Raw genomic sequence first — 25,864 nt, 5'->3', positions numbered from 1 at the left:
ATGGCTACGAGATTCGAGCTTCACGTGCGTCACCAAGTAAAGGGGTTTCTACAGACGATCCTGATGATCGACGATGAGGCTTTCCGAAGAGAGACTGAAGCCACGCTGCCCACTGATGAAAATTGGGACGAGGTCGAAGATGCATCGATTGGTTCACCACTCAAGTTGATCCCGCCGAGTGGTTCGGTTGAAGGCGATGAGCTTGATGTTCAGGAAGTGTCGCGTAGCTTCGCGGAGGAGGCGCTCGCGTGCGCTATTTTGTCGCCACAGTCGCTACAGGAGAACGAGGACTTCAGGCCAGCCTTCGTTGGTACAGCCAAGCGTGCGGACGCGCTGATTCTCGATTGGAATCTCAATAGCGACAACGGTACGACCGCCGAGAAACTGATCAAAGCAGTTTTGCACAATGATACGAAGCTGCCCCGTAGACGGCTACGGCTGCTCACGGTTTATACGGGCGAGCCTGACCTTACGCAAATTGCGGAGCGTGTCGCGAAGGCGACGACAGAGAGCCTCGGCGAAGATGAACTGAAGTGGGACGATGATCGCCGCGTAGCTTTTAGTCGCGGCCCGCTCCGTGTCGCTGTCTTCGCGAAGGAGCATGTGCGAAGCATCTCGACGGAGCTTGCTGATCGTCGAAGAGCGATCTCTGACTTGCCGTCTCTCGTCGTTGAGGAATTCAGTCGGCATAGTCTGGGTTTGGTGACAGCCGCCTCGCTTGCTGCACTGTCCGGGATCCGAAATGATGCCCATCGACTGCTTGCTGCACTGGGGCCGGAGATCGACGCTGCTGTTCTTGGCCAACGCGTCTCCTTGCCCCATCCAGAAGACGTCGAACGTCAGGTTGAAGGTTTGATCGCTTCCGAACTCGCGGCTATTGTGCAGGATCACGAAGTTGGTTCCCACGTTGGTCTACCGAGAATTCGAGAGTGGTTGACCCACAAAACCCGGCTCGGAGAGCGTGGAATATCGACCTTCGAATCGATGGATGCCGAGCTTCGTCTACAGCTTCTTGCCGACGGATTCAGTTCGGAGACGAAGGCAAAACTAAAGGACGCCGGGATAAGTAAGAGCAAACAGGGCAAACTCGTGACGGAGGCCACTCACCTGTTTGTAGAGACGTTGGAGGAGAAACAAATCTCCGACCAGTTGTTTTCCATGCGCATGTCACTTCGGAGTCGGTACGCGAAACCTTCGCCGGTCCTTCAGCTTGGAACCATCGTTGAACAGGACGGTCTGTACGCAGTGTGTGTTCAGCCGCTATGTGACAGCGTCAGGATCGATGGATCTCGAATGTTTCCTTTGTTGCCTCTTGAAATTGTCAGCGAGGGGGATCGGATTCAAAGCGATCTGACCGTCCGCGACAGCAACAATCCGGGTGGATACGTGCGATTGCGCCTGGTGCCAAAGCCATCGAGAATTCTGATGCGTGACTTTAAGAGTGGCCCTTCCGGGACTGTGCAAGGTCGCCGGTATCGAGAGGTCGACCGCTTCTCAGAAGTCAAGGTTAAAGGCCGGGGTAAGTCTTGGCGTTGGGTAGGTGACTTAAAGGCTGATCATGCGCAGCGCATGGTCGAGCGCCTATCTTCCGAGTTTTCGCGAGTCGGGCTGGAAGAAGCCGAGTCTCTAAGACAGGGGTGGTAGGGGGGGGACTAAAGGGGGACCAGAATCCTGAAAAGCATAAGTCCCGTGATGTGCTCTGCGTGCTCTGAGGCTTGGAATCATGCGGATTTTCGGTCCAACAAGAGTTTCTGAACGCCTGGGGGTCAAGGGGTCGCAAGTTCAAATCCGGTCAGCTCGCCAGACAGAGCACTCCGTGCACTTGCAAGCACACGGCACGGGCGTTTTCTCGTTACCACTCCCCTCTTCAGTCCCCTCGGTGTGATCTGGAGGTAATCACTTCTTGACCGCCTTCGCACGAGCGTGCTGCAGAAGAGTGCTCGCTACGGATGCCGACCGCCTTTTACGGGACGTACGGCACCCGAGACATAGGAGGCCTTTTCCGAGGCCAGGTAGACGCAGGTGTCCGCAAGCTCAGCGAACTGGCCGGGGCGGACGAGCGGGCGCGTTCTCGCCGAAGCGACGCTGCTTGTCATTCTCGGCCAGTGGCAGGACGGGAGTCACCCCAATGGGTCCCGGAGCAACCGCGTTGACGCGCTCACTCCGCTCCCCCTGCTCCTTAGCGAGGGCACAGGTGAAGACCACGAGACTGGCCTTCGTCATGGCATAGTCAAGCGGGTGGTATCCCAGATCGAACAACTGGATCGACGCGGTCAAAATGAAGGGAATGCGGGTTGCAGGAGCGGAGCTCTCCCGGCAGCCTGAGGCACCTGCGCCCCGCATCTACAATGTATCTTTAAGTCTCTGAGGCGCCTGATTCTTCCTGCGGCAGGTGCGAGATCGCGATATCTGCCCCCTGTAAAAGCGATCGCGACGACGCGACCGATATCAGAGTCGCCGCCGCTGATGAGTGCCCGCAGACCCGATAGTCTCGCGTTGCCGCGGTAATTCTCCTCACCGTTATCTGGTCTGGGGTTCATCGAGGCGGTCATGCCCAGCTGGTCCAGCTGATTCTGCGCCGGTAGTGGCGGCTTTGGATACTTGTAGCTTGGACGTGTTCGTCAAGGTGTGCCCCGTTGTGGTGCGCTCCTCTGCCCGTAGCCCACTTCATCGAGACGAGGATCGCCCGCAGTCAGTGCTCGCGTAACAGGCGGATGAGCTCGGCTTTACGCAGCTTGGAGTAGCCGGTGATGCCGAGCTCTTTCGCACGTCCACGCAGTTGCGAAACGGTGCGTTCTTCGTAGTCCCCGGCCTCGCCACCGCGCTTGCCAGCTTTGACTGGCCTTCCTTGGCTGCCGCGTTCGAGATGCGGGCGGCCTTCTCTTTCGACGCCCCTTCGTCACGCAAACGTTCGTAGAGCTTCTCGTCCTTCAGCTGGGGCACAGATGATCGTTTGGGCATCGTCCTCTCCTTTCTTTGCGTGTGGTCCTACGGAGGCTGCGCGCCCGCCACGCAGGCAGAAGGCTACGCAGAGAAACCCATCGACTCGCGTGCTGCCGGCTGCCGGAGGAAGTCTCTACCACCGACTCTAAGCGGAGCCCTGTCGCACGACCACCCCGTTGACATGTTTGACAGCGATGGCCCATGATGACGCTCCCCGCGAATCAAGACCTCTCGCTCTCCGAGTACACGACCACACGGCGCGGCCGCACCCTGCCCTATGGTGTCATCATGACCACATTGGCCCAGCAGGCACGGCACCAGCTCGAGGCGCAGTTCGGGCTCGGCTATCGCATCCCCTTTGTTGCGCAGGGCACCGGGACCTCGAGGGCCGACGCACGCCGCTCGGCCGTGCTCATTCTCTTCGGCCAGCTCGACGAGGTGCCCGCCACCGCCAGCGCGACCGCCGCGGTCGATGCCGCCGACCACGCCACAGACGCCCGCGCCGTGGTGCCCGAACTCGACGTGCTGCTCACCCGCCGATCGAGCACGATGCGCGCGCACGCAGGCCAGATCGCCTTCCCCGGCGGCGGCGCAGAGCCCGGCGATGCGTCACCGGCGGCGACCGCGCTGCGCGAGGCCAATGAAGAAACCGGCCTCGACCCGACCGGCGTCGACGTGTTGGGCACGCTGCCAGACATCTACATCCCAGTCAGCAACAATCTGGTCACGTCGGTGATCGGCTGGTGGCGTCGCCCGAGCGAGATCGCGGCCGACAACACCGAGTCGACCGAGGTGTTCCGCGTGCCCGTCGCCGAGCTGATCGACCCGACGCACCGTGGCACGTCGGTGCTGCGGGTCGGCCGCCAGACGAATCATGGCCCGGCCTTCCGGCTCGCGTCGCACTTCGGCGGGCATCTGATCTGGGGCTTCACCGCGATGCTGCTCGCCGGCGTGTTCGACTCGCTCGGGTGGGCGGTTGCGTGGGATGCCGACCGCCGCTTCGAGGTCGCCCGCTGATCGTGCATGGTCGCCGCCGGTCGAGTACCGCTCCGTGCACGAGCCGACTAAACTCGGTGGTCGTCACTGTGTCGCACGCAATGTCGAGCTGAGAACAGGAACCACAGAACATGGCCCAAGCAGCCAGAAGCAGGAGCCACGCGAACGGCGGTTGGTGGATCGCCAGCGCGCTGTTGGTCGTCGCACTCGTCTGCGGCGGCTACCTCTGGTACCTGCACGGCGGCAGTCTCGATCAGCTGAACACAGGCGCTGGCAGTGATGAAGGCCGCTGTGCGTCAGCCACGACTGCTCTGACCGAAGCGCAGAAGTCACTCACCGATGCGGCAGCCGCAGCGAAGACCGCTCTGCACGAGGCAGACGCGGACGCCGACGTCGCGAGCCGTCGCCCCGCCGAGGCCGCCGACGAAGAGGGCCCCGCGTACGCAGCCACACCCGATGGCACGACGCTCATCGCACAGCTGCGGCCGGCCGCGAGCAGTGCCACCACAACGCCGGTTCCCTCGTGCAGCACGCGATCTGACGCCGACGCGATCGGCACCCACGCCGACGAGGTAAAGGCACAGGCCGACGATCTCACGAAGAGCACGGCGACGCTGCGCCAGGGCATGACCCAGCTCAAGCGCGATCAGGCAGCCGAGACCGCCCCAAAGGTGCTGAGCACCTCAGACCAGGTACTCTCCGACGCCCACGGCACCGATGAGTACGCAACCAGCGACGTGGGGCGCACGCTGATTCCCGACGTCGAGAGCCGCCGTGATGCTCTGCGCAAACTGACGCAAACCGACACCAAGAACGTCGACGCCGCCCTGTTCGACAAGACGGTGGATGCCGCACGCTCCGGCGCGACGGCGCTGGCCGCAGACCTGGCCGAGTGGAAGCAGGCGCGTGCTGACGAAGAGACCGCGGTCTCGCAGAAGTCGCTGGAGCAGGCCGCATTCGACACCTCGCACGACGACGAGCACGATGCCGACGAGCAGGATGCCGAGCACTCTCCCAGCACTCAGAGCACCGCATCCGACGCATCTGCGAGCGGCGAAGACATCCGGCTGCACGCCTTCTGCAAGGCGCAGAACGGCTACATCACCTACCGTGCGTCGAACGGCTGGAGCCGCATCACGGCCAACCAGGATTACCTGCAGCGGCAGTGCGACTGACCGTCGGTCAGTGCTGCTGAGACTCGTCTGCGATCGTCACGGCGAACCTCCGGCCCAGCAACGCCGGGTTCGTGGCACGCACTTGGGCGATGCGCTGCAGGCTGATCTCGGTGTGCACCAGAGCGTCTTCGGCACCGGTGGCCGAGAGCACCACGCCCATCGGGTCGACAATCAGTGACCGTCCGATGCCGTCGGGCACCGACTGCCCCGCAGCCAGCACATAGACGGTGTTCTCGATCGCACGCGCCTGAGCCAGCGTGCGCCAGTGCAGCTCTTTCAGCGAACCGCCGACCCACTGCGACGGCACCGCCACCAGCTCGGCACCGGCGTCGACGATGCGCCGGGTGATCTCGGGAAAGCGCAGGTCGTACCCGGCCTGCAGCCCGACGACGATGCCCTCGACCTCGAAGGTCTGCGGGTCGTCGAGCGGCCCCGGTCGCACATACCGCGACTCATGGTGCCCGAACGTGTCGAACAAGTGCACCTTGCGATAGATGCCCTCGATCTCGCCTTTGGGCGACACCGCGACCACGGTGTTCCACAGCCGCTGGTCATCCTGGTCGTCGACCTCGCCGAAGCCCGCGACCACGTGGATGCCGTGCACCGCTGCGATCTCGGCGAGCTGACAGACGAAGGGGCCGTCGAGCGGCTGCGCGTGGGCGACGAAGTCTGCCCCGAGACGACCGCTGAAATACGAGGCGTACTCCGGGAAGACCACGAGGGATGCTCGGCGACGGGCCGCCTCAGCGACGCACCGCTCGATGATGCGCAGGTTCTCGGCTTCATCCGGTCCCGGCGAGATCTGCGCGGCCACCACCACCACGGTCTTGTTCAGCCAGAGAGAGTCTTCGGGAGTCGACATGACGTCATCTTCTCACAGCACAGGCGTCGAGTCGCCGCACGACGCTCTGCCCGCAGCGGCCGGTGGGGTAAGGTGTGCGTCATCGAGGCAGAACGCCGCCCGTCTCAGCGCACCTTTCGAGGAGAAAACCGTGCCCATCACTCAGTCGATGCTGCAGGTCGCGGCCTCGCACCCCGAACGCCTCGCGATCGTCGGCGACCGTCTGCGTCTGACCTACCGGCAGCTCGTCGCCGACGGAGCCCGAGTGCAGGCCGCCGTCGAGCATCTGCTGAGCCCCGACCGAGACGCGACGACAGCCGGCATCCCTGAGGCGCAGGGGCGTCCCATCGTCGGCATCTGCCTGACCGACGCCGCACAGACCGGGCGTCTCATCGCCGGTCTTGCGGGCTTCGGCGCGATCTCGGCGACCATCGACCCGCGCTGGCCGGTCGACCATCAGCTGCGCGTCATCCACCGCACCCAGATGGCCATCGTCATCACCGACTCGACCACGCTGCGGCAGCGGCTGCACGACTGGACGGGCACTGTGATCACCTCGGCGGCCTTCGACGAGCTCACGCGCGCCCTGCCGCCGGCGAGCGCACCGACCGTCCGCGACGGCGACGAGCCCTTTCTGCTGCTGTTCTCGTCAGGTACGACCAGCGCGCCCAAGGGCTTCATCCGCACCCGCCGCGAGTACCGCTACAACATCGCCGTCTCGAGCCGCTACCTCGAGGCGCTCGACGGCGAGCGCACCCTCGCACCCGGGCCCATCTCGTACAGTCTGACGCTCTATGCCCTGCTCGAAGTGCTCGCCTCGGGCGGCACCTGCTCGCTGAGCGACTCGTTCTCGCCGATTCCGCTGGTCTCGCGCATGCGTGACGAGCACATCGAACGCATCGTGGCGGTGCCGGCTGCGGTGCAGGGCATCGCTCAGGCGGCACGACACGAGCCGGCCGCGGCCGAGCACCTGCGGCTGCTGGTGACCGGCGGCGCCAACCTCTCGGCGAGCGTGCGTGAAAGCGTGCAGCAGGCCTTTCCCGGTGTGCCGCTGATCAGCTACTACGGAGCCGCCGAGATCGGATTCATCGGCGACAGCCGCGGCGGCGACGGCACCCGCATCCATCTCTACGACGGCGTCGAGATCAGCATCCGCGACCCGCATGGGCAGCCGGTGCCCGACGGTCAGATCGGCGAGCTGCACATTCGCGTGCCCTCGACGGCGGCCGGCTATGTCGCCGCGCTCACCGATGAGCATCTCGTCGACGAGGCCGGCTGGGCGACGGTGCACGACCAGGGCCGGCTGGTGGATGGCGCGCTCGAGCTGGTCGGGCGCGCAGGCGACATCGTGGTCACCGGCGGTCACAAGGTGAGCCTTCCCGAGGTGGAACGCGCCCTGGCCGAGATCCCGGGCTGCGAGCGCAGCTGCGCGGTCGCCGTACCCGACCGCACGCTCGGCTCGATCGTGGTCGCCGTCATCGAGCACGATGAGCGGGATGCGGGCGCAGTCGGGCTGCCCACGAAGGCCGGGCTGCCAACGAAGGCCGAGCTACTCCGCGAGCTGCGTCGGCGTCTGGCTCCGCAGTTCGTGCCCAGAAGGTTCTGCGTCGTCGCCCGGCTGCCGCGCACCGTCGGGGGCAAGGTTCGGCGTTCCGAAACCACTGAGCTGATCGAGGCCGACGGACCGGAGGTCACCCGGCTATGAGCGCAGATGTGTCCACGAGCTCACGTCCTGCGGTGAGCGCACCCCAGAACGGCGCACGCCGCCCGGTCTTTGTCAGCGGGTTCGGTGCCGTGACCCCCTGCGGGCTCGATGCCGAGACCACCTGGCAGGCGGTGCTCGCGGGGCGCAGCGGCGTCGGGCTGCTGCACGGGCCTGACGGCTGCGGCGGATCGTACGACGACCTGACTGTGCGCATCGGCGGGCAGGTTCGCGACTTCGAGGCGAGCTCGGTGCTGCCGCCGCACGAGGCGCGCCGACTCAGCCGGGTGCTGTGGTGGGCGATCGCCGCTGCAGACGAAGCCCTCGCTCACGCTGGGTCGGCTGGTCGGCTGCCGGGCGCGCCACGTGCCGAGATCATTGTGGGCACCGGATCTGGCCCGATCGAGACGGTGCAGCAGCAGACCCGGGCGCTCGACGCCCGCGGGCCGAGAGGAGTCACCCCGTACGTCGCCATGCACGGCGCGCCCGACGCCGCCGGCGCCCTGCTCAGCATGCGCTATGGCCTGCACGGCCCGACCGTCGGCCTCTCGGCCACCTGCGCGAGCGGGGCGGTCGCACTCGGCGAGGCCATGCGCCGCATCCGCCACGGCTATGCCGACGCCGTGCTCGTCGTGGGCATGGAAGACTGCCTCAACGCGGTCAATCTCTCGGCCAACGCACGCATGCGGGCGCTGGCGGCCGGGTACGAGGCCGACCCGGCATCCGCCTGTCGCCCGTTCGACCGCGCCCGCAGCGGGTTCGTCATGGCGCAGGGCGCCGCGGCCGTCCTGCTCGAATCCGGCGAGAGTCTGCGGGCTCGCGGCGGTCGCCCGCTCGCCGAGCTGGCCGGCTACGGGGCGTCGAGCGATGCCTGGCACGCGACGGCGCCCGACCCCGAGGCGCGCGGCGCGGCGCAGGCGATCGACGCCTGTCTGCAGGATGCCGGCGTCGCGCCCCGAGACGTCGATCACGTGAACGCGCACGGCACCGGCACCCCGCTCAACGACAGCATGGAGGTGCAGGCCCTCGACCGCGCGCTCGGCGCGGCGGCACAGCAGGTGCCGATCACCTCGACGAAGTCGTCGACCGGTCATCTGCTCGGCGCCTCGGGCGTGCTCGAGGCGGTGTTCGCCGTGCAGACGCTTCGCGACCGTGTGGTGCCGCCGACGATCAATCTGGACGAGAGTGCGTTCCCCGACCACGACATCGTCACCGGGCAGGCCCGGCCGGTCGACGTGCGCACGGTGCTGTCGAACTCTTTCGGCTTCGGCGGTCATAACGCCTCGCTGCTGCTGCGCCGCGCATCCGCACTCGCCCCCAGGAGACCTCGTGAGCTCGCATCCGCAGACGGCTCAGGCTCAGCCCCAATCCAAAATCCAGACTCAGGCCCAGCCCCAGACTCAGGCTCAGCCCCAAACTCAGCCCCAGAACCAGACGACCGGGCAACCAGCCGGCCGCCGACCCATGCGAAAGGCAATCGATGACTGACACCGCACACCGTGACCGCGAGGCGCGCTTCGCCGAGATCTCGCAGCAGCTGCTGCCCGACGATCTCTGGCAGCGCATCCATGATCGAGCCGCCGACTACGACGAGCGCAACGTCTTCTTCGACGAAGATCTCGCCGAGCTGCGCGAACACGGCTATCTCAAGGCGTTCGTGCCCACCGAACTCGGCGGCGCCGGCCTCGGCATGCACGAGGTGTCGCTGCTGCAGCAGCGCCTGGCGCAGGCCGCACCCGCGACGGCTCTCGGCATCAACATGCATCTGGTCTGGACGGGTGTGGCGCACGCCATGGCCGCTCGCGGCGATCACTCGCACGACTTCGTGCTCGAAGAGACCGCTGAGGGAGAGATCTTCGCCTTCGGCATCAGCGAGGCGGGCAACGACTTCGTGCTCTTCGGGTCGACAACCGAGGCCGACCCCCAGGACGACGGCGGTTATCGCTTCACCGGCACGAAGGTGTTCACCTCGCTGGGCCCGGTCTGGACGCGGCTGGGGGTGCACGGGCTCGACCAGACCGACCCGGAAGCCCCGCGAGTGGTCTACGGGTTCCTCAATCGCGAAGACGGCGGCGCCGAGCCCGTGGGCGGCTGGAATCCGTTGGGCATGCGCGCGACCCAGAGCCGGTCGACGCGGCTCGATCACGCGCTGGTGCACGCCGACCGCATGACCCGAAGCATTCCGGTCGGCCCCTCCCCCGACCTGCTCACCTTCGCCATCAACGCGAACTTCCAGCTGCTGATCGCCTCGGTCTACACAGGCCTCGCCGCGCGGGCGCTCGATCTTGCCGTCGAGGGGCTGCGCAGCCGCTGGTCGGCAAAGGCTTCGGAGTCGCTCGCCGAGGTGCCGGAGTTTCGTGCGCGCATCGCCGACATGGCGATGGAGTACGAAGCCGTGCCGCCGCAGCTGGCGACGTACACCAGAGAGTTCGACGCCCTCGTCGATCACGGCGCAGGCTGGGCCCGCCGCTTCGTGGGCGGCAAGCTGCGCGCCGTCGAGATGGCCAAGAACGTCGTGCAGGATGCGATCCGTCTGTCCGGGTCACGTGCCTATGACGCCGGCAGCGAGCTCAGTCGCCTCCAGCGCGACGTGCTCGCGGGGATGTTCCATCCGGCCGGGTGGGACGCCGCCCGACCTGTCTTCGCGACGCAGTATCTCGACGAACAGTAGTCGTCAGACGACGAAAGAGGGCGTTCCCACTGAATTCATCAGTGTGAACGCCCTCTTGGTGTGTGCCGTGCGCGATCAGTGCGATCGTTCACGACTCACGAAGTCGACTGCGCCTGTCTCAGGCGTTGCGGATGTTCTCGGCCTGCAGACCCTTGGGGCCCTGCGTCACCTCGAACTCGACGTGCTGGTTCTCTTCGAGGTTACGGTAGCCGTCACCGGTGATCGCGCTGTAGTGAGCGAACACGTCGGCGCTGCCGTCGTCAGGGGCGATGAAGCCGAAGCCTTTTTCCGAGTTGAACCATTTGACTGTGCCGGTTGTCATGCTGTACTGCTTTCTTTCGTTGTTCGACAGCACTCCTGCACTGTCGATTTTTCGCGGCCCGGTGGGCGCGAAGCTTTTCTGTGTGCGTATGACAACCGTTGTCATACGACTTGCGCACGCCCTTTTCGCGCGAATCTGGTCGGACGCCGAGGCATATTCGCACATGCCACCGAGAGTGCTGATCGTCCGTTGATTGCTTTCGAAGGCCGAGCGGGAAATCACTCGGCCGTTCGACGACCGATGTGACCGAGAGACGACTGCCTGCATCGCTCTCGTCCGTACAGGCGCTCTCAACCGCCCGCGGTAGCTCTCAGCCTACACACCTCGCCTGCGACGCGCGACTCCTGCGGCGCGGCGCGTCGCGGCGAATCTCGCCGACAAGACTGTCACAGCTTGCTGCTCGGAACTGCACATGCAATCACCTCCTGCATCACAAGCACCGTCGCGAGCATGTTCATATGACGACCGACCAGACCCGACCGGCAACCGACCCACACCGTCTGCGCGCCCCTGATCCGCCGCAGACGCCGCACAGCGTGCTGAACATCGTGATTCCCGTGTACAACGAAGAGGCCTCGCTGGCGCGGGCGGTGACGACCACCCGTTCCTTTCTCGATAACGGGTTTCCGTTCAGCACGACGATCACCATCGTCGACAACGCATCGACAGACGGCACGTGGCAGGTCGCCGGCGCGCTGGCCGAGAGTCTGCCCTCCGTGCGCGCTGTGCATCTCGATCAGAAGGGGCGAGGGCTCGCGCTGGCCACCGCCTGGTCTGCTGCCGACGCTCAGGTGCTCGCATACATGGATGTCGATCTCTCGACAGATCTGCGCGCACTCGCACCGCTCGTGGCACCGCTGGTCTCAGGGCACAGCGATCTGGCGATCGGAACACGGCTTTCTCGCACCTCTCGGGTGAAGCGCGGCGTCAAACGAGAGTTCATCTCACGCTCGTACAACCTGCTGCTGCACGGCACGCTCGGCGTTCGCTTCTCAGACGCACAGTGCGGGTTCAAGGCGATCTCGGCGCAGGCGGCTCGGGCTCTGCTGCCCTACGTGCACGACTCGCAGTGGTTCTTCGACACCGAGCTGCTGGTGATCGCCGAGAAGGCGGGACTGCGCATTCACGAGGTTCCGGTCGACTGGGTCGACGATCCAGACAGCCGTGTCGACATCCCGGCGACTGTCAGGCAAGACCTCGGTGGCATCGTGCGACTCGGATCCGAGCTCGTGCGCGGTCGCATCCCGCTCGAGACGATTCGTCGCACGGTTCGGCCAGGCGACCCGAGAGCACCTGCGCCGACCGATGCGAGCGCACCAGAGACGCAGAGCGGCTCGCTGCTCAGACAGCTCGTACGATTCGGTCTGATCGGCGTCGCGAGCACGGCCCTCTACACCGTGCTGCTGCTGATGCTGCAGACCATGATGAGCGCGCAGGCGGCCAATCTGCTGGCGCTGCTGCTGAGCACGATCGTCAACACCCAGGCCAATCGCAGACTGACCTTCGGAGTGCGCAGCCGTGCCGGCACCCTGCGGCATCAGGGCCAGGGGCTGCTCGTCTTCGCCCTGTGCTGGCTGCTGACCTCGGTGGCGCTTTCGCTGACTCAGGGGTTCTCTCCCCTCGTGCAGATCGTGGCTGCCACCGTCGCGAACCTTGTCGCCACGCTGCTGAAGTTCCTGCTCTTTCGACGCTGGGTCTTCCGCCCGCACCCCGCTGATTCGACGTCGGCAGCCAATTCGAACGACCGATCCTCACACCCTACGATCATCTCCGGAGGAGACAAATGACGACCACCGCATCCACCCCCGAGACCGCCGCCGTCAGCGAGACGCGGGCGCCCGAGAGGCAGCGACGACCACGGTGGGAGCTCCCGGCGCTCGGCGCCCTGCTGGTGGTGACGGCCTTCACATACATCTGGAATCTCGGCGCGTCGGGTTGGGCGAACGCCTTTTACAGCGCCGCCGTTCAGGCCGGCGCCGAGAACTGGACGGCATTTCTCTTCGGCTCGTCAGACGCCGGCAACTCGATCACTGTCGACAAACCGCCGGCGTTCCTCTGGCTCATGGCGCTCTCTGTGCGGGTTTTCGGACTGAACACGTGGGCGATGCTGATACCTCAGGCCCTGCTGGGCGTCGCGACGACAGCGGTGCTCTATGCCGCCGTGCGGCGGGTCTCCACCCCCGTGGCTGCTCTGCTGGCCGGCGTCGCATTCGCGTCGACGCCGATCGTGGCGCTGATGTTCCGTTACAACAATCCCGATGCGATGCTCGTCTTTCTGCTCACGCTCACGGCGTACTTCGTCGTCCGTGCCGTGCAAGACGGCAGAACACGATGGATGCTGTGGGCCGGCGTCGCCATCGGGTTCGCCTTTCTGACGAAACAGCTGCAGGCCTTCGTCGTGCTGCCGGGGTTCGCCGCAGCCTATCTGCTGGCGGCACCGGTGCCGTTGAGACGCCGTCTGCGAGACGGACTGCTGGCCGTCGCGGCGATCATTGGGAGCGCTGGATGGTGGGTTGCTCTGGTCGAACTCGTTCCCGAGTCGTGGCGCCCCTATGTCGGCGGTTCGCAGAACGACTCGTTTCTCGAGCTCACCTTCGGGTACAACGGGCTCGGCCGCATCACTGGCAACGAGACGGGATCGGTCACACCCGGCGGAGGCGGCGGGCAGGGAAGCATGTGGGGCTCGACCGGGATCACACGTCTGCTCGACGGCGAGATCGGAGGTCAGGCGTCCTGGCTCATTCCTGCTGCGGTCATCCTGATGGTCGCGCTGCTCGTGCTCACGTGGCGTCGTCCACGAACTGACGCACTGCGGGCTTCGGTCATCGTGTGGGGCAGCTGGATGCTGGTCACCTTCCTGGTGTTCAGCTTCATGTCCGGCATCTTCCATGCCTATTACACGGTCGCTTTGGCACCGGGCATCGCCGGCGTCATCGGGCTCGGTGCCGCTGAGCTGTGGCGGATGCGCGGCGAGAGCGCACGACGCGGCCGCGCTCTGACCATCGTGCTGGCAGGGACGGTCATGGTGACGGCGGTTTGGGCGTTCGTGCTGCTCGGCCGCAGTGAGAGTCTGCTTCGCTGGCCGGTTCTCGTGCTCGGCGCGGCCTCGGCGATCGGGCTGGCGGCCAGCGCCTGGGTTCCCGATTCGCGAAAGCTGGCCGTGCGCAGCGCAGTCGCCGCAGTCGTCGTCTGCCTCGCCGGGCCGACGAGCTACACGGTCTACACCGTGCAGCAGGGGTACACCGGCTCGATCATCACCGCGGGCCCTGCCGTGCAGTCGGGCAGCATGCGAGGCCCAGGCGGCGGCATGGGCGGCGGACAAGGCATGCCGCAGCCTGGAGCAGGCGCGGCTGACGGTGCCGACTCGGCACCGAATGCTCCGGGCACCTCACCGGACGGCTCGGGTACCCAGCCGCCGAGTGCAGGATCGGCCGGAGGACGCGCCGAAGGCCGCATGGGCGGCGGGCTTCTCGGCGGCACCACGGTCTCGGATCAGATCACAGAGATGCTGCGAGGCGATTCCACCGCCTTCCGGTGGGCGGCCGCCACGACAGGGTCGCAGAACGCGGCCTCGTATCAGCTCGCCGCCGACGTGCCGGTCATGCCGATCGGCGGGTTCAACGGCAGCGACCCGTTCCCGACGCTGCAGCTGTTCCAGCAGTACGTCGACGATGGCGAGATCCACTTCTACATCGCCGGGGGTTCCATGGGAGCGCCCAACGGAGGGTCATCGGCGTCCTCTGAGATCGAGTCGTGGGTGCAGCAGAACTTCACAGCTCAGACCGTCGACGGAGTGACCGTCTACGACCTCACACAACGGTGAACCGAAGATCGCCCGCCGCACTCTGCTCGGTGAGCAGCTGTGCGGCGGGCGATCTTCGTCGGCTCTGTTCAGGCGGCCGGCCCTGTGCAGGCCGCCAGTTCTTCAGGCGGTCGGCTCTGTTCAGGCCAGAGACGCCCTCAGACGGTCGGGCGCTGTCGAGCGGCCTTGCGCTCCATCCCCGACGCGCATCCGTCCGGTCGCTCCGGTCGCTCCGGTGACTCCGGTCGCTCCGAGCGCCTGCTGCACCAGTCGTACGCAGTTCTCGAACGCTTCGGCGTTGCGATCGGTCATCTCGCCGGCATAGTGCCGCGCGGCGATTTTCATGTTCAGCGCCTGGCGTCGTGTCGCCCAGCCCTTCTCGACGCGGCCGACCGGCAGAGCTCGAAGATAATGCGCGCCGACGAGGCCCGGCCATGAGACCGCCCGGCGGTCTGACCGTCGGGCGTCGGTACGCATCACTCGCGAGTTCTCCAGGTGCAGCACGCCGTCGAGCATGACGACGCGGCGGGCGTCGTAATGGTCTGCCTGACGCCACGAGCGGCTCGACTTGACCTGGACGCCGATCACTTCGTGCGCTGCGGTGTCGATCACGATCATGTCGGCGTTCGCTCCGCCGGCGAATCGTTCGAACTGCGGCGGGGCGGGAAGCACCACTGTCTGAGGTGACCGGCACGACACTTCGAGCAGGGCGATCATCGCGTCGATCTCTGTGAGCATTCCCGTGTGCCACCTGCGCAGCTGCCTCGTCTCAGCGTCGTCTTGGGCCATGCTGCCCAGGGCCTGTTCGCGCACTGCAGAGAACAGCAGGACGTCACTGGAGAGTTCGAACCGCGCCCGCGCCACCGTGCGGCGGATGCTTCGTGGCGTGCATTCGTCGAAGAGCAGTGCGCTCCACATCGGCAGACATCTGGCGTTCAGCCGGTGAAAGCTGAATTCGGTCAGCGCGTGGAGCACCTTCGCCGATTCGATCTGCTGAGATGCGGTCGCTCCTTCAGCCGCCCCGCCAGAGCAATCGACCTCAGAGGCCGCCTGCTCGTTTGCGATCTCGACTGACAGCGCGACGAGTCGGTCTCCGGCCGCGGCGAACCAGCGCAGGTAGGCCTGCGCCTCGGCGTCGAGCTGACGCTTCGAGATGCCGATGGCTCTGCCTGCGAGACAGTCGTGCAGAAGACCGCCCCAGCGCTCGGCGTGGACCCTCCCCTGACCCATGATGGAGTCGAGTTCGCGCTGCGTCTTCGCTGGGAGGCTTGCCCCAGCTGTCGCGGTGTGCGTCGGTGGGACTTCGCGGTGATACGCCTGCACGAATTCGCTGAACTGCATGACTCCTCCTGCCGGGAGCCGCAGCGTGCGGTCCCCGACTACAGGGTGCCGCCTGATGCTGTGCCGTGTCTGAGCAGCAGCCGTGCGTCTGCAATCACCGAAGGGGCATCAGGAGCGCCGGTTCGGTGCCAGCCGGGTCAGAGGGGTCTCAGAGGTGCTTCGGCAGCATGGCGGGGCGGGCCATGCCGGCCTCGGCGGGATGATCGTCGTCGAGGTCGAGTTCGAGCCAGGTGACGTCGTGCCACTCGTCGAACTTCCAGCCGACCCGTTCGAAGCGGCCGACCTCACGAAACCCCATGCGCTTGTGCATGCGGATGCTGGCCTCGTTCTCGCTGACCACGTTCGCGATGACGCGTCGGTAGCCGCGCTCGGCCAGACGATCCATCATGGCGTCGTACATCGCACGGCCCACGCCTCCACGGCGTTCGTCGACCGACACGTAGACGCTGGTTTCGCAGGTCCAGTCATAGGCGGGTCTGTCGCTGAACTCGTGCGCATATGCGTACCCGACGACCTGGCCGTCGCGTTCGGCGACCACCCATGCGTAGTGCTCGAGGGCTCCCTGCATGCGCTCGGCGACCATCTCGGTCGTCGGAGCGATCGTCTCGAAGGTGAACGACGTGTGTTCGACGTACGGACGGTACACTTCGGCGCACGCCTGAGCGTCGTCAATCGTCGCCAGGCGGATGTTCAGATCGGTCACAGTCTCTGTCATCGTCACCGCGTTAGCCTAACGTTCGAAAGCGAACATGCAAACCCCTGTTTCCTGCGTGTCGCCGACGTCGTGGCACGCCCCTGGCATGGGATGACGGGATCAGGCGACGCGCCGATGTGCCCACCACAGTGGAAGGACGGTGAGCAGCAGCGCGCCGGCCAGGTTTCCGGCCAGTGCGGGCACTTGATTCCACGCCCACCACTGCGCTGCGGTGACGTCGGCGCCGAGTACGATGCCGGCCGGGATCACGAACAGGTTCACCACCGCATGTTCGAGTCCCAGGGCATAGAACATCGTCACCGGCAGCCACATCGCCAGCACTCGCCCGGCAGTGTCGTCAGCCGCGTAGTTGAGCATCGCGCCGATCGTCACCAGCCAGTTGCAGAGCATCGCCTTGACGAAGACCACGGCGACGCCCAGGGCACCGAATGCGGCGTAGCCGGTCGTCTTGGTCTCTGCGGTGCTCACGATCATCGCGATGACGGCGGATGTCGCGCTGTGTCCCTCGGGCGTCCTGCCGAAATCCGTGGCACCGGCTGCGAAGAGGCCGATGAAGACGCCGGCACCGACGAAGTGCCCGAGCAGCACCCATGTCGCGTTGCGCGCGAAGTCACGGCCGCGAGCGCGGTGCGCGAGCATGGCCAGCGGCACGACGGCGAAGTTGCCGGTGACGAGTTCGAGACCGAGCAGCATGATGACCACGAACCCGATCGGAAACACGATGGCGCCGATCAGCGGCAGCCCGGTCTGCGTCGTGGCCGCATATGAGAGCACCGTCGCACACGAGAGCAGCGCTCCGGCAAGTGCACCGCGGGCGAAGAGCGACGCGGCCGGAGCCACAGCCCGTTGGCCTCCGGAGTCGATCACTCGATCGAGCATGACCCGCGCGCTCACGGCACTCGGGGAACTCGGGGCACTCACGACGCCAGCAGCTCGTCGATGACGATCTTCTTCATGCCCAGAAGTCGTTCATAGGCTTTGGGGCGCTGCATCAGCTCGCCGATGTTCGCAGGAACGATCTGCCAGCTCACCCCGAACCGATCTCGGCACCAGCCGCAGGCCTCGGCCTCAGGCGACGACGACAGCAGCGCCCAGAGACGGTCGATCTCGGTCTGGTCGGCGCAGTCGACCTGCAGAGACACGCCCTCGGTGAAGGTGAAGTCGGCACTGCCGGTGTCGTCTGCGGCCGTGAGCCACTGGCCGCAGAGCTGAAAGTCCGCGAACTCCAGCAGCCCGTCGGCGCTGGCGTCGTCCGTCGGATCTTTGTCTGTTCGGCTGTGCGGAATGACCGTGCCGAGCCCGGCCATCTCGGCGCGCGGTCTGAACACGTCGACGTAGTACTCGATCGCAGGCAGTGCACTTCCCCGCTGAGGGCCGGCGAACAGGAGCGACGGCAGCACGAACGGCCGAGGCGCACCGCGAGGGTCGGTCAGGATCAGCTGCCAGCACACGCCGTATCGATCCTGCATCCACCCGAAACACCTGCTGAACGACGTCTCGCCCAACGGGGCGAGGGCTGTGCCGCCACGACCGAGTGCCTGCCACACGCGGTGCAGACGCTCCTGTGCCTGGGCGTCGACGCTGGGGTCGAAGTTCAGCATGAGCGAGATCGACGGGTTCGGGCGAAATTCCGCACCGGCGTTGATGGCGACGAGCCTCTGGCCCGCGACGGTGAACTCGATCGTGAGCTCCTGGCCCGCCATGGCTTCCTGGAAGGGAGGCAGGCCCTCGTGCGGATAGTGAGAGACGTCGGTGACGTGGCAGTCTGGCAGCGCCTCGAGGTAGAAGTCGACGGCCTCGCGAGCGCTGCCGTCGAACCAGAGGTTCGGCACGATGCAGGTCTTCTCGTCTGTCTGCATCGGGGGCCTCCTTCGATCGCCGCTGACCATGTCATCTCATCGTGCGCCATGAGACCGTTCTGCCACCACTCGGGCGCCGCGGAATATTCGATTTCGTCGGTGCGACAGCACAAAGTCAGGAGTATAGTGGTCGAACGAATACCCCCACCGGGTATTCGAGCCGACGATCTGATTCGTCGAAGAGAGGAAGACGACATGAGCACGATCACCGATTTCGCCGTCACGGGGATGTCCTGCGGGCACTGCGAGCACGCCGTGCGCGAGGAGGTCGAGAAGATCCCCGGCGTGCAGAGCCTCGAGGTCAGCGCACAGACCGGTCGCCTGCACATCACCAGCGAGCAGCCGCTCGACGACGCAGCAGTTCTGGCCGCCGTCGAAGAGGCCGGATACTCGGCGACTCGCGGCTGAGCCGGCCGCAGTCAGAAGCCGCAGAGACAACAGCGGGCTTCATTCTCAGCGAAGGAGTCAGACACCGTGACCGCAGAGAGCACCACCTCGGCAGCGCCCGGGCGCGACAGCATTGAACTCGAGATCGGCGGCATGACCTGCGCCTCGTGCGCAGCACGCATCGAGAAGAAGCTGAACCGGCTCGACGGTGTGCAGGCGACGGTGAACTTCGCCACCGAGAAGGCACGGGTCCACGCGCCCGAAGGGTACGACCCGGCGCAGCTGATCGACGTGGTCGAGCAGACCGGCTACACGGCAGCTCTGCCCGCTCCCCCCGAGCCGTCCACCGCATCCGCCGCCTCGCACGCCGACGTCGAGCTGGTGGCGCTGCGCAACCGGCTGATCGGCTCTGTGGTGCTCTCAGTGCCGGTCATCGCGATGGCCATGATCCCCGCACTGCAGTTCACGAACTGGCAGTGGCTGTCGCTCACCCTTGCGGCTCCGGTCGTCGTCTGGGCGGCGTGGCCGTTCCATCGCGCCGCCTGGACCAACCTGCGTCACGGGGCGGCGACGATGGACACGCTCATCTCTCTGGGCACCGTCTCGGCGCTGCTCTGGTCGCTCTACGCGCTCTTCTTCGGCACAGCCGGCATGCCAGGCATGCACCATGCGTTCGAACTCACGATCGCTCCCACCGACGGCTCGAACAACATCTACCTCGAGGTCGCCGCCGGGGTCACCATGTTCATCCTGGCCGGACGCTACTTCGAGATGCGCTCGAAACGACAGGCCGGCGCGGCGCTGCGCGCACTCGTCGAGCTCGGGGCCAAAGACGTCGCGGTGCTGCGGAACGGCCGCGAGCAGCGCGTTCCGGTCGCTCAGCTCGCCGTGGGCGACGAATTCGTGGTGCGGCCGGGCGAGAAGATCGCGACCGACGGCCGCGTGATGTCAGGGTCGTCGTCGGTGGATGCGTCGATGCTGACGGGCGAACCGGTGCCGGTCGAGGTGCACGAAGGCGACGCTGTGGTCGGCGGGACGGTGAACGCCGGTGGCCGCCTGGTCGTGCGCGCCACCCGGGTCGGCTCCCACACGCAGCTCGCGCGAATGGCGCAGATGGTCGAAGACGCCCAGTCGGGCAAGGCACCGGTGCAGCGACTTGCCGACCGCGTGTCAGCCGTCTTCGTGCCCATCGTGATCGGCATCGCCCTGATCACGCTGGTGGTATGGCTGCTGCTCGGGCATCCCGCCACAGCGGCCTTCACCGCGGCCGTCTCGGTGCTCATCATCGCCTGCCCGTGCGCTCTGGGGCTGGCGACACCGACCGCACTGCTGGTGGGCACGGGGCGCGGTGCGCAGCTCGGCATCCTCATCAAAGGCCCCGAGGTGCTCGAGTCGACGCGTCGGGTCGACACCATCGTTCTCGACAAGACCGGCACAGTGACCACGGGCCGCATGACCGTGAAGAACGTCGTCGCCGAGCCTGACGTCACGCAGCACGACCTGCTGCGGCTGGCCGGCGCCCTCGAGGCGGCCTCGGAGCATCCGATCGCCCGTGCGATCGCCCAGGCTGCGGCCGAAGCCGGAGCTCTGCCAGAGGTCTCTGACTTCGCCAATGCCGCAGGCCTCGGCGTTCGCGGTCTGGTCGAGGGCCATGTCGTCGTCGCCGGCCGCGAGGCGCTGCTGGAGCAGTGGTCGATGCACCTGTCTGACGAACTCGTGGCCGCCAAGCAGCAGGCGGAGCAGGGCGGTGCGACCGTCATCGCCGTGGGCTGGGACGGCACGGCACGCGGCATCGTCGTCGTGGCCGACACGGTGAAGCCCACCAGCCGCGAGGCGATCACGCAGCTCACCGGTCTCGGGCTCGACCCTGTGCTGCTGACCGGAGACAATGCACGGGCCGCTCGACAGATCGGCGCCGAAGTGGGCGTCGACCAGGTGATCGCCGAGGTGCTGCCGCAGCAGAAGGTCGCCGAAGTGAGGCGGCTGCAGCAGGCCGGGCACGTCGTGGCGATGGTCGGTGACGGCGTCAACGACGCCCCCGCACTGGCCACCGCCGACTTGGGGCTCGCCATGGGCACCGGCACCGATGTGGCCATCGAGGCCGCAGACATCACCCTGGTGCGTGGCGATCTGCGCAGCGCCGCCGACGCGATCCGACTGGCCAGGCGCACGCTCGGCACGATCAAGACCAACCTCTTCTGGGCCTTCGCCTACAACGTCGCGGCGATCCCGCTCGCAGCGTTGGGGCTGCTCAACCCGATGCTGGCGGGCGCAGCGATGGCGTTCAGCAGCGTCTTCGTCGTGGGCAACAGCCTGCGGCTGCGCGGCTTCCGCAGTCGTGCACAGGGCTGACGCACGCTCGACGATGTGGCACAGCTCACCGGGTACGCTGGGAGGCCATGGGATCTGCAGCCTCTGACTGGGTGTTGTCACTCGCGAGTTCGCCCTGGGTGTTCGTCGCGCTGGCCCTCGTGCTCGCGCTGAGCGGCACGCTCACCTTTCTGCCCACACAGTCGCTCGTGATCGCACTGGCGACCATCGCCTACGCCCGCCCCGAGCAGTTGTTCGTGACCATCGTGCTGCTGATCAGCACCACTGTCGGCATGGTGGTCGGCGACCTCGGAGCGTTCGGTCTGGCACGGTGGACGCATCTGGGCGGCTGGCGATGGCTGAACGGCGTCAGAGTGCGGCGCATGAGACGCTGGATGCGACGCCGGCTGCGAGATCAGCCCGACATCACCATGATCAGCGCCCGTCTGGTGCCGATGGGGCGCCTGGCGACCACCCTCGCGTGCGCCGACCTGCACATGCCGACGGCGCTGTTCGTCCGACTCTCTGCGGTCGGCTCGCTGGTCTGGGCGATCTACAGCACCGGCATCGGCGCGGTCGCCGGCATCTGGGTCGAGAGGCATCCCGTAGCCGTGATCTGCATCGCCGTGGTGATCGCCATGCTCATCGGCATGATCGCCTCACGCATCCAGACCGCGCTGATGTCTCGCGAGACCTCGGAGAGTCGCTCTGGACGCGCCTCCTGAGCTCAGCCCTCCAGCGTCGTGATGATGGCCGCCACGAAGGCGTCGAGATCCTGCGGCGACCGCGAGGTGATCAGCCGCCAGCCATCGGTGTCGTCGACGACCGCTTCGGCGTCGACCCACTCGGCTCCCGCGTTGACCAGATCGGTCTTGATGCTGCTGTACGAGGTGAGCTTCTTGCCCTCGGCCACTCCGGCGTCGATCAGCGCCCACGGTGCGTGACAGATCGCAGCGATCGGCCGACCCGCGATGGTGAAGCGACGCACGATGCGCTGCGCGTCGTTGTCAACGCGCAGCTGGTCGGCGTTGATGGTGCCGCCGGGCAGCACGAGCAGGTCGAACTGCGCCGGGTCGATGTCGGCGAAGGTCGCGTCGGGTGCGAGCGTCTCGCCGACCGTGCGGTCGTGCACCAAGGTGAGAATGGCCTCAGGCTTCGGCGCGGCGACGGTCACCCGAGCACCCGCTGCGCGCAGATCGTTGACCGGGCGCGAGATCTCAGCGGTCTCGACTCCGTAGTTGGTCGAGATGACGAGCACGCGTTTCTCTGAGAGTGCTGTGTTCATAGAAGAACTCCTTCTGAGTCTTGATCGCCGACGCCGAGACGGAGCCGGCGCCGCCGATCATACGTCGCTGCCGCCCGATGCGTCAGCGTCTTTGTCCGAGGCCGCCGCCGCATCCGCCGACGCTGCGCCGGTGGGGGCTTTGGCCTCCTCTTCGGCGGCCAGCTCGGCCTCGCGAGCCTCACGACGTTCCCGAGCTGACTTCGCCCGAGCGAACCGTGCCGGGCGTCCGGGCCCGTCCCAGACCTGCAGCACCGACCACGCTGCTGCGGTGAGCGGCACTGCGATGATCGCCCCGAGCACACCGCCCAGCGAGGCGCCGATGGTCAGCGCGATCAGAATCACCAACGGGTGCAGCTTCAGCGTGCGTCCCATGACCACAGGCTGCAGCAGATTGCCCTCGAGCTGGTTGACCACGATCACGATGGCGATCACGATCAGTGCGGCGACCGGCCCGTTGGCCACCAGCGCGACCAGGGCGGCGAGCCCGCCGGCCAGTGTGGCACCGACGATCGGGATGTATGCCGTGACGAACACGATCACGGCCAGGGGCAGCGCCAGCGGCACCTGCAGAATCACGAGTCCGATGCCGATGCCGACGGCATCAGCCGCGGCCACGATCGTCGTGCCGCGCAGATAGCTGCCGAACGTGGTGACGGCCTGCTGTCCGGCGCGGCGAGCCCTCGTGTATCCGTCTCCGTGCAGAGGCCGCAGCAGGAACTCCCAGATCGCCGCCCCGTCTTTGAGAAAGAAGAAGAGCACCACCACGAAGATGCCGAAGCCGGTGAAGAACTCCGCCGTCGCCGAGACGCCGGCGAGTGCTCCGCTCTGAAAGCCGCTGCTGGCCAGCACGCCCTGCGCCCACGCCCCGACCTCGGCGAGCGCCGGCATGTGCACGGTGAACGGCAGCCCGTCGATGAAGTCCTGGAGCGTCTGCATGCCGCCGGTCGCCGAGCTGACCAGCACGTTCCACTGATTGAGCACAGCCCACACGATCAGCCAGATCAGCAGCCCGAAGGTGACCACGATGCTCAGCAGGGCCGTCCAGGCGGCGAGCATGGCCGGCGCGCCTCTGCGCCGCAGCCAGGCGGTGAACGGAACGATCGCCGACGAGACGATGAGAGCGAGCAGCACGGGAATGCCGACGATCGACACCTGCATGATGGCGAAGATCACGACCACGATCACAGCGAGCACGACCAGAGTCTGCACGCATCGCGTGGCCAGCGTTCCGAAGCCGTCAGCCCACAGCCGACGAGCCGCTCCTGGTTCTTTCACTGCGCGTTCAGTCATCATGACGCCTCAGCCCCTTCATCATCATCGTGCCAACACGGTAGCAAATGTTCACCAAGTGTACTGTCTGCCGGCAAGACCTCGCGCTGTGCCAGACTGGAGGCCATGACCGATCGACTTGTCGCCGCCCGTGCACTTGGCGCCCGGGCGAGCGCCTACGCTCAGGGCTTCGCTCGCGTCGCAGCCGTCACCTTTCCCATCGCCATCGCCGATCCTGCTGCGAACGCGAAGCAGATCATCCAGCAGGCTGTGGAGTGCGACCGAGACGCGGTCGGAGTGGCCGTCTTCAGCGAGCTGTGCCTGACCGGTTACGCCATCGACGACTTGGTGCTGCAGGATGCAGTGCTCGACTCCGCCGTCGACGCCCTGATCGAGGTGGTCGCAGCGAGCACCGAGCTGCTGCCGGTGCTCGTGGTCGGAGTGCCGCTGCGGCACGAGTCCCGGCTCTACAACTGCGCCGCAGTCATCCATCGCGGCCGTCTGCTCGGGGTCGTGCCGAAGTCCTACCTGCCGACCTATCGGGAGTTCTACGAACGCCGCTGGTACGCTCCCGGAGACGACCAGCGCGGCGGCAGCATCCGCATCGGCGAATTCGATGCGCCCTTCGGCACCGACCTGCTCTTCGATGCCGTCGACGTACCGGGGCTGGTGCTGCACGCAGAGATCTGCGAAGACATGTGGGTGCCGGTTCCGCCGAGCGCTCGTGCCGCACTGGCCGGGGCGAGCGTGCTCGCGAACCTCTCGGGCAGTCCCATCACCATCGCACGCGCCGAAGACCGCCATCTGCTGGTGCGCTCGGCGTCTGCCCGCTGCCTCGCCGCCTATGTCTATGCCGCCGCGGGAGCCGGAGAGTCGAGCAACGACCTTTCGTGGGACGGCCAGACGATGATCTACGACAACGGCACGCTGCTCGCGCAGACCGAACGCTTTCCCGACGGGCCGAGACGGTCGGTCGCCGATGTCGATCTCGACGTGCTGCGGCAGGAGCGTCTGCGACAGGGCACGTTCGACGACAACCGACGCACACTCGCCGATCTGAGCGGCGACGGCCGCGAGGGCGACTATCGCACCGTTTCGTTCACGCTGAGGCCGCCCACCGACGACATCGGCCTGCGCCGCACCCTCGCCCGCTTTCCCTTCGTGCCCGCCGACCCCGCCCGGCTCGCGCAGGACTGCTACGAGGCGTACAGCATCCAGGTCTCGGGTCTCATGCAGCGCATGCGCTCGATCGGCTCGCCGAAGCTCGTGATCGGCGTCTCGGGAGGCCTCGACTCGACGCACGCGCTGCTCGTCTGCGCACAGGCCATGGACCGTCTCGGACGCCCGCGCACCGACATCCTCGCATTCACCATGCCCGGGTTCGCCACGAGCGACCACACCAAGTCGAACGCCGTGGCACTGGCCGAGTCGCTGGGGGTCACATTCGAAGAGCTCGACATCAGGCCTGCCGCACGCGAGCTGCTCAGCCGCATCGGACACCCCTTCGCCGACGGTGAGCCGGTCTATGACACCACCTTCGAGAACGTGCAGGCCGGGCTGCGCACCGACTATCTGTTCCGACTCGCGAACCAGCGCGGCGGCATCGTGGTGGGCACCGGCGATCTCTCAGAGGGCGCCTTGGGCTGGTCGACGTACGGCGTCGGTGACCAGATGTCGCATTACACGGTCAACACCGGCGTTCCCAAGACGCTGATGCAGCATCTGATTCGCTGGGTGAGCTCGACCGGGCACTTCTCTGCCGAGGTCTCAGCCGTGCTGCAGCGTGTGCTCGACACCGAGATCTCGCCCGAACTGGTGCCCGCCGGCGCCGACGGCAAGGTGCAGAGCACCGAAGAGAAGATCGGCCCCTACGCGCTGCACGACTTCACGCTCTATCAGGTGCTGCGTCACGGCATGCGCCCGAGTCGCATCGCCTGGCTGGCCGCACATGCGTGGGCCGAGCCGACGACCTGCCGCGACGCCGGCATCGGGCAGTGGCCCGCGGGCTTTCCCGAGGCAGATCGCCATGACTTCGACCTGCAGCAGATCGTGCACTGGCTCGAGGTCTTTCTGCAGCGCTTCTTCGGGTTCGCGCAGTTCAAGCGCACGGCGATCCCGAATGGCCCGAAGGTGTCGCCCGGCGGGTCGCTCTCGCCGCGCGGCGACTGGCGGGCGCCGTCAGACTCCTCGCCGCAGGCATGGCTCGACGAGCTGCACCGGGCATTCCCGAACGGCGACTGAACCGG

At 66.5% G+C, this 25,864-nt stretch carries 22 protein-coding genes and 1 pseudogene; 12 read left to right on the top strand and 11 right to left on the bottom strand.

Going from position 1 to position 25,864, the window contains the following annotated elements:
- On the top strand, nt 1-1,644 hold the full coding sequence (locus F8O08_RS06265) for a response regulator receiver domain (protein WP_158042860.1): 1,644 nt from the start codon (nt 1-3) through the stop codon (nt 1,642-1,644).
- 299 nt (nt 1,645-1,943) lie between these two features.
- Here F8O08_RS06265 and F8O08_RS11045 read toward each other — a convergent pair whose 3' ends face one another.
- The 3 genes and pseudogenes from F8O08_RS11045 to F8O08_RS06255 all read right to left on the bottom strand — a co-directional run bounded on the left by F8O08_RS11045 (nt 1,944) and on the right by F8O08_RS06255 (nt 2,961).
- Nucleotides 1,944-2,096, bottom strand: a complete 153-nt coding sequence (locus F8O08_RS11045; RefSeq protein ID WP_263970016.1) for an SDR family oxidoreductase — start codon at nt 2,094-2,096, stop codon at nt 1,944-1,946.
- Nucleotides 2,035-2,223 (bottom strand): hypothetical protein, encoded by a 189-nt coding sequence (locus F8O08_RS10975; protein WP_263970015.1) that lies wholly within the window; start codon nt 2,221-2,223, stop codon nt 2,035-2,037. Before F8O08_RS10975 ends, F8O08_RS11045 begins: the two co-directional genes overlap by 62 nt.
- 469 nt (nt 2,224-2,692) lie before the next feature.
- Nucleotides 2,693-2,961: pseudogene (locus F8O08_RS06255) on the bottom strand (Rho termination factor N-terminal domain-containing protein).
- A gap of 183 nt (nt 2,962-3,144) precedes the next feature.
- Here F8O08_RS06255 and F8O08_RS06250 point away from each other — a divergent pair.
- Together F8O08_RS06250 and F8O08_RS06245 are read left to right on the top strand one after the other, a co-directional pair.
- On the top strand, nt 3,145-3,960 hold the full coding sequence (locus F8O08_RS06250) for an NUDIX hydrolase (protein ID WP_225733590.1): 816 nt from the start codon (nt 3,145-3,147) through the stop codon (nt 3,958-3,960).
- A 110-nt stretch (nt 3,961-4,070) separates the two neighbouring features.
- Nucleotides 4,071-5,114 carry a hypothetical protein gene (locus F8O08_RS06245; protein ID WP_158042859.1) on the top strand — a complete coding sequence of 348 codons (1,044 nt, stop codon included), beginning with the start codon at nt 4,071-4,073 and terminating at the stop codon, nt 5,112-5,114.
- Nucleotides 5,115-5,121: 7 nt separating this feature from the next.
- Here the strand turns inward: F8O08_RS06245 and F8O08_RS06240 are convergent, their stop codons facing one another.
- The gene (locus F8O08_RS06240; protein WP_158042858.1) at nt 5,122-5,976 is read right to left on the bottom strand and encodes a carbon-nitrogen hydrolase family protein; all 855 of its coding nucleotides are present in this window, start codon (nt 5,974-5,976) and stop codon (nt 5,122-5,124) included.
- 130 nt (nt 5,977-6,106) lie between these two features.
- Between F8O08_RS06240 and F8O08_RS06235 the strand changes: the two genes are divergently transcribed.
- The 3 genes from F8O08_RS06235 to F8O08_RS06225 are packed head-to-tail and all read left to right on the top strand — an operon-like array spanning nt 6,107 to nt 10,328.
- Nucleotides 6,107-7,660 (top strand): class I adenylate-forming enzyme family protein, encoded by a 1,554-nt coding sequence (locus F8O08_RS06235; RefSeq protein ID WP_158042857.1) that lies wholly within the window; start codon nt 6,107-6,109, stop codon nt 7,658-7,660.
- A gap of 8 nt (nt 7,661-7,668) precedes the next feature.
- Entirely contained in the window at nt 7,669-9,141 is a 1,473-nt protein-coding gene (locus F8O08_RS06230) for a beta-ketoacyl-[acyl-carrier-protein] synthase family protein (RefSeq protein ID WP_225733589.1), read from the top strand.
- Nucleotides 9,138-10,328: an acyl-CoA dehydrogenase family protein gene (locus F8O08_RS06225; protein WP_158042856.1), complete on the top strand. Its 1,191-nt coding sequence runs from the start codon at nt 9,138-9,140 to the stop codon at nt 10,326-10,328. Before F8O08_RS06230 ends, F8O08_RS06225 begins: the two co-directional genes overlap by 4 nt.
- A gap of 118 nt (nt 10,329-10,446) precedes the next feature.
- Here the strand turns inward: F8O08_RS06225 and F8O08_RS06220 are convergent, their stop codons facing one another.
- Entirely contained in the window at nt 10,447-10,650 is a 204-nt protein-coding gene (locus F8O08_RS06220) for a cold-shock protein (protein WP_158031657.1), read from the bottom strand.
- Nucleotides 10,651-11,108: 458 nt separating this feature from the next.
- On the opposite strand from F8O08_RS06220, the gene F8O08_RS06215 reads away from it, so the two are divergent.
- Together F8O08_RS06215 and F8O08_RS06210 are read left to right on the top strand one after the other, a co-directional pair.
- Nucleotides 11,109-12,437, top strand: coding sequence for a bifunctional glycosyltransferase family 2/GtrA family protein (locus F8O08_RS06215; RefSeq protein ID WP_158042855.1), 1,329 nt, complete (start codon nt 11,109-11,111; stop codon nt 12,435-12,437).
- Entirely contained in the window at nt 12,434-14,473 is a 2,040-nt protein-coding gene (locus F8O08_RS06210) for an ArnT family glycosyltransferase (protein ID WP_158042854.1), read from the top strand. Before F8O08_RS06215 ends, F8O08_RS06210 begins: the two co-directional genes overlap by 4 nt.
- A 120-nt stretch (nt 14,474-14,593) precedes the next feature.
- Here F8O08_RS06210 and F8O08_RS06205 read toward each other — a convergent pair whose 3' ends face one another.
- The 4 genes from F8O08_RS06205 to F8O08_RS06190 all read right to left on the bottom strand — a co-directional run bounded on the left by F8O08_RS06205 (nt 14,594) and on the right by F8O08_RS06190 (nt 18,367).
- A complete protein-coding gene (locus tag F8O08_RS06205) occupies nt 14,594-15,793 on the bottom strand; it encodes a hypothetical protein (RefSeq protein WP_158042853.1) in 1,200 nt (399 codons plus the stop codon).
- A 148-nt stretch (nt 15,794-15,941) separates the two neighbouring features.
- Nucleotides 15,942-16,508, bottom strand: a complete 567-nt coding sequence (locus F8O08_RS06200) for a GNAT family N-acetyltransferase (protein WP_158031867.1) — start codon at nt 16,506-16,508, stop codon at nt 15,942-15,944.
- Nucleotides 16,509-16,607: 99 nt separating this feature from the next.
- Nucleotides 16,608-17,387, bottom strand: a complete 780-nt coding sequence (locus F8O08_RS06195; RefSeq protein WP_158042852.1) for a formate/nitrite transporter family protein — start codon at nt 17,385-17,387, stop codon at nt 16,608-16,610.
- 38 nt (nt 17,388-17,425) lie between these two features.
- Entirely contained in the window at nt 17,426-18,367 is a 942-nt protein-coding gene (locus F8O08_RS06190; protein ID WP_158042851.1) for a VOC family protein, read from the bottom strand.
- Nucleotides 18,368-18,562: 195 nt separating this feature from the next.
- Here F8O08_RS06190 and F8O08_RS06185 point away from each other — a divergent pair, with 195 nt between their 5' ends.
- The 3 genes from F8O08_RS06185 (at nt 18,563) to F8O08_RS06175 (ending at nt 21,789) form a co-directional block, all read left to right on the top strand.
- Nucleotides 18,563-18,775 (top strand): heavy-metal-associated domain-containing protein, encoded by a 213-nt coding sequence (locus F8O08_RS06185; RefSeq protein ID WP_158031663.1) that lies wholly within the window; start codon nt 18,563-18,565, stop codon nt 18,773-18,775.
- A gap of 66 nt (nt 18,776-18,841) precedes the next feature.
- Nucleotides 18,842-21,106 carry a heavy metal translocating P-type ATPase gene (locus tag F8O08_RS06180; protein ID WP_412973616.1) on the top strand — a complete coding sequence of 755 codons (2,265 nt, stop codon included), beginning with the start codon at nt 18,842-18,844 and terminating at the stop codon, nt 21,104-21,106.
- Nucleotides 21,107-21,153: 47 nt separating this feature from the next.
- Entirely contained in the window at nt 21,154-21,789 is a 636-nt protein-coding gene (locus tag F8O08_RS06175) for a DedA family protein (RefSeq protein ID WP_158042850.1), read from the top strand.
- A gap of 2 nt (nt 21,790-21,791) precedes the next feature.
- On the opposite strand, the gene F8O08_RS06170 is transcribed toward F8O08_RS06175, so the two are convergent.
- Together F8O08_RS06170 and F8O08_RS06165 are read right to left on the bottom strand one after the other, a co-directional pair.
- A complete protein-coding gene (locus F8O08_RS06170; protein WP_158031665.1) occupies nt 21,792-22,349 on the bottom strand; it encodes a type 1 glutamine amidotransferase domain-containing protein in 558 nt (185 codons plus the stop codon).
- A gap of 57 nt (nt 22,350-22,406) precedes the next feature.
- Nucleotides 22,407-23,639 carry an AI-2E family transporter gene (locus F8O08_RS06165; protein WP_225733588.1) on the bottom strand — a complete coding sequence of 411 codons (1,233 nt, stop codon included), beginning with the start codon at nt 23,637-23,639 and terminating at the stop codon, nt 22,407-22,409.
- 105 nt (nt 23,640-23,744) lie between these two features.
- Between F8O08_RS06165 and F8O08_RS06160 the strand changes: the two genes are divergently transcribed.
- Entirely contained in the window at nt 23,745-25,859 is a 2,115-nt protein-coding gene (locus F8O08_RS06160) for an NAD(+) synthase (protein WP_158042848.1), read from the top strand.
- Nucleotides 25,860-25,864 lie beyond the last annotated feature (5 nt).

Origin of the sequence: Pseudoclavibacter sp. CFCC 13611 (assembly GCF_008831225.1) — a bacterium.
Taxonomy (GTDB): Bacteria; Actinomycetota; Actinomycetes; order Actinomycetales; family Microbacteriaceae; genus Pseudoclavibacter_A.
This window is presented reverse-complemented; position numbering and strand designations above follow the sequence as displayed.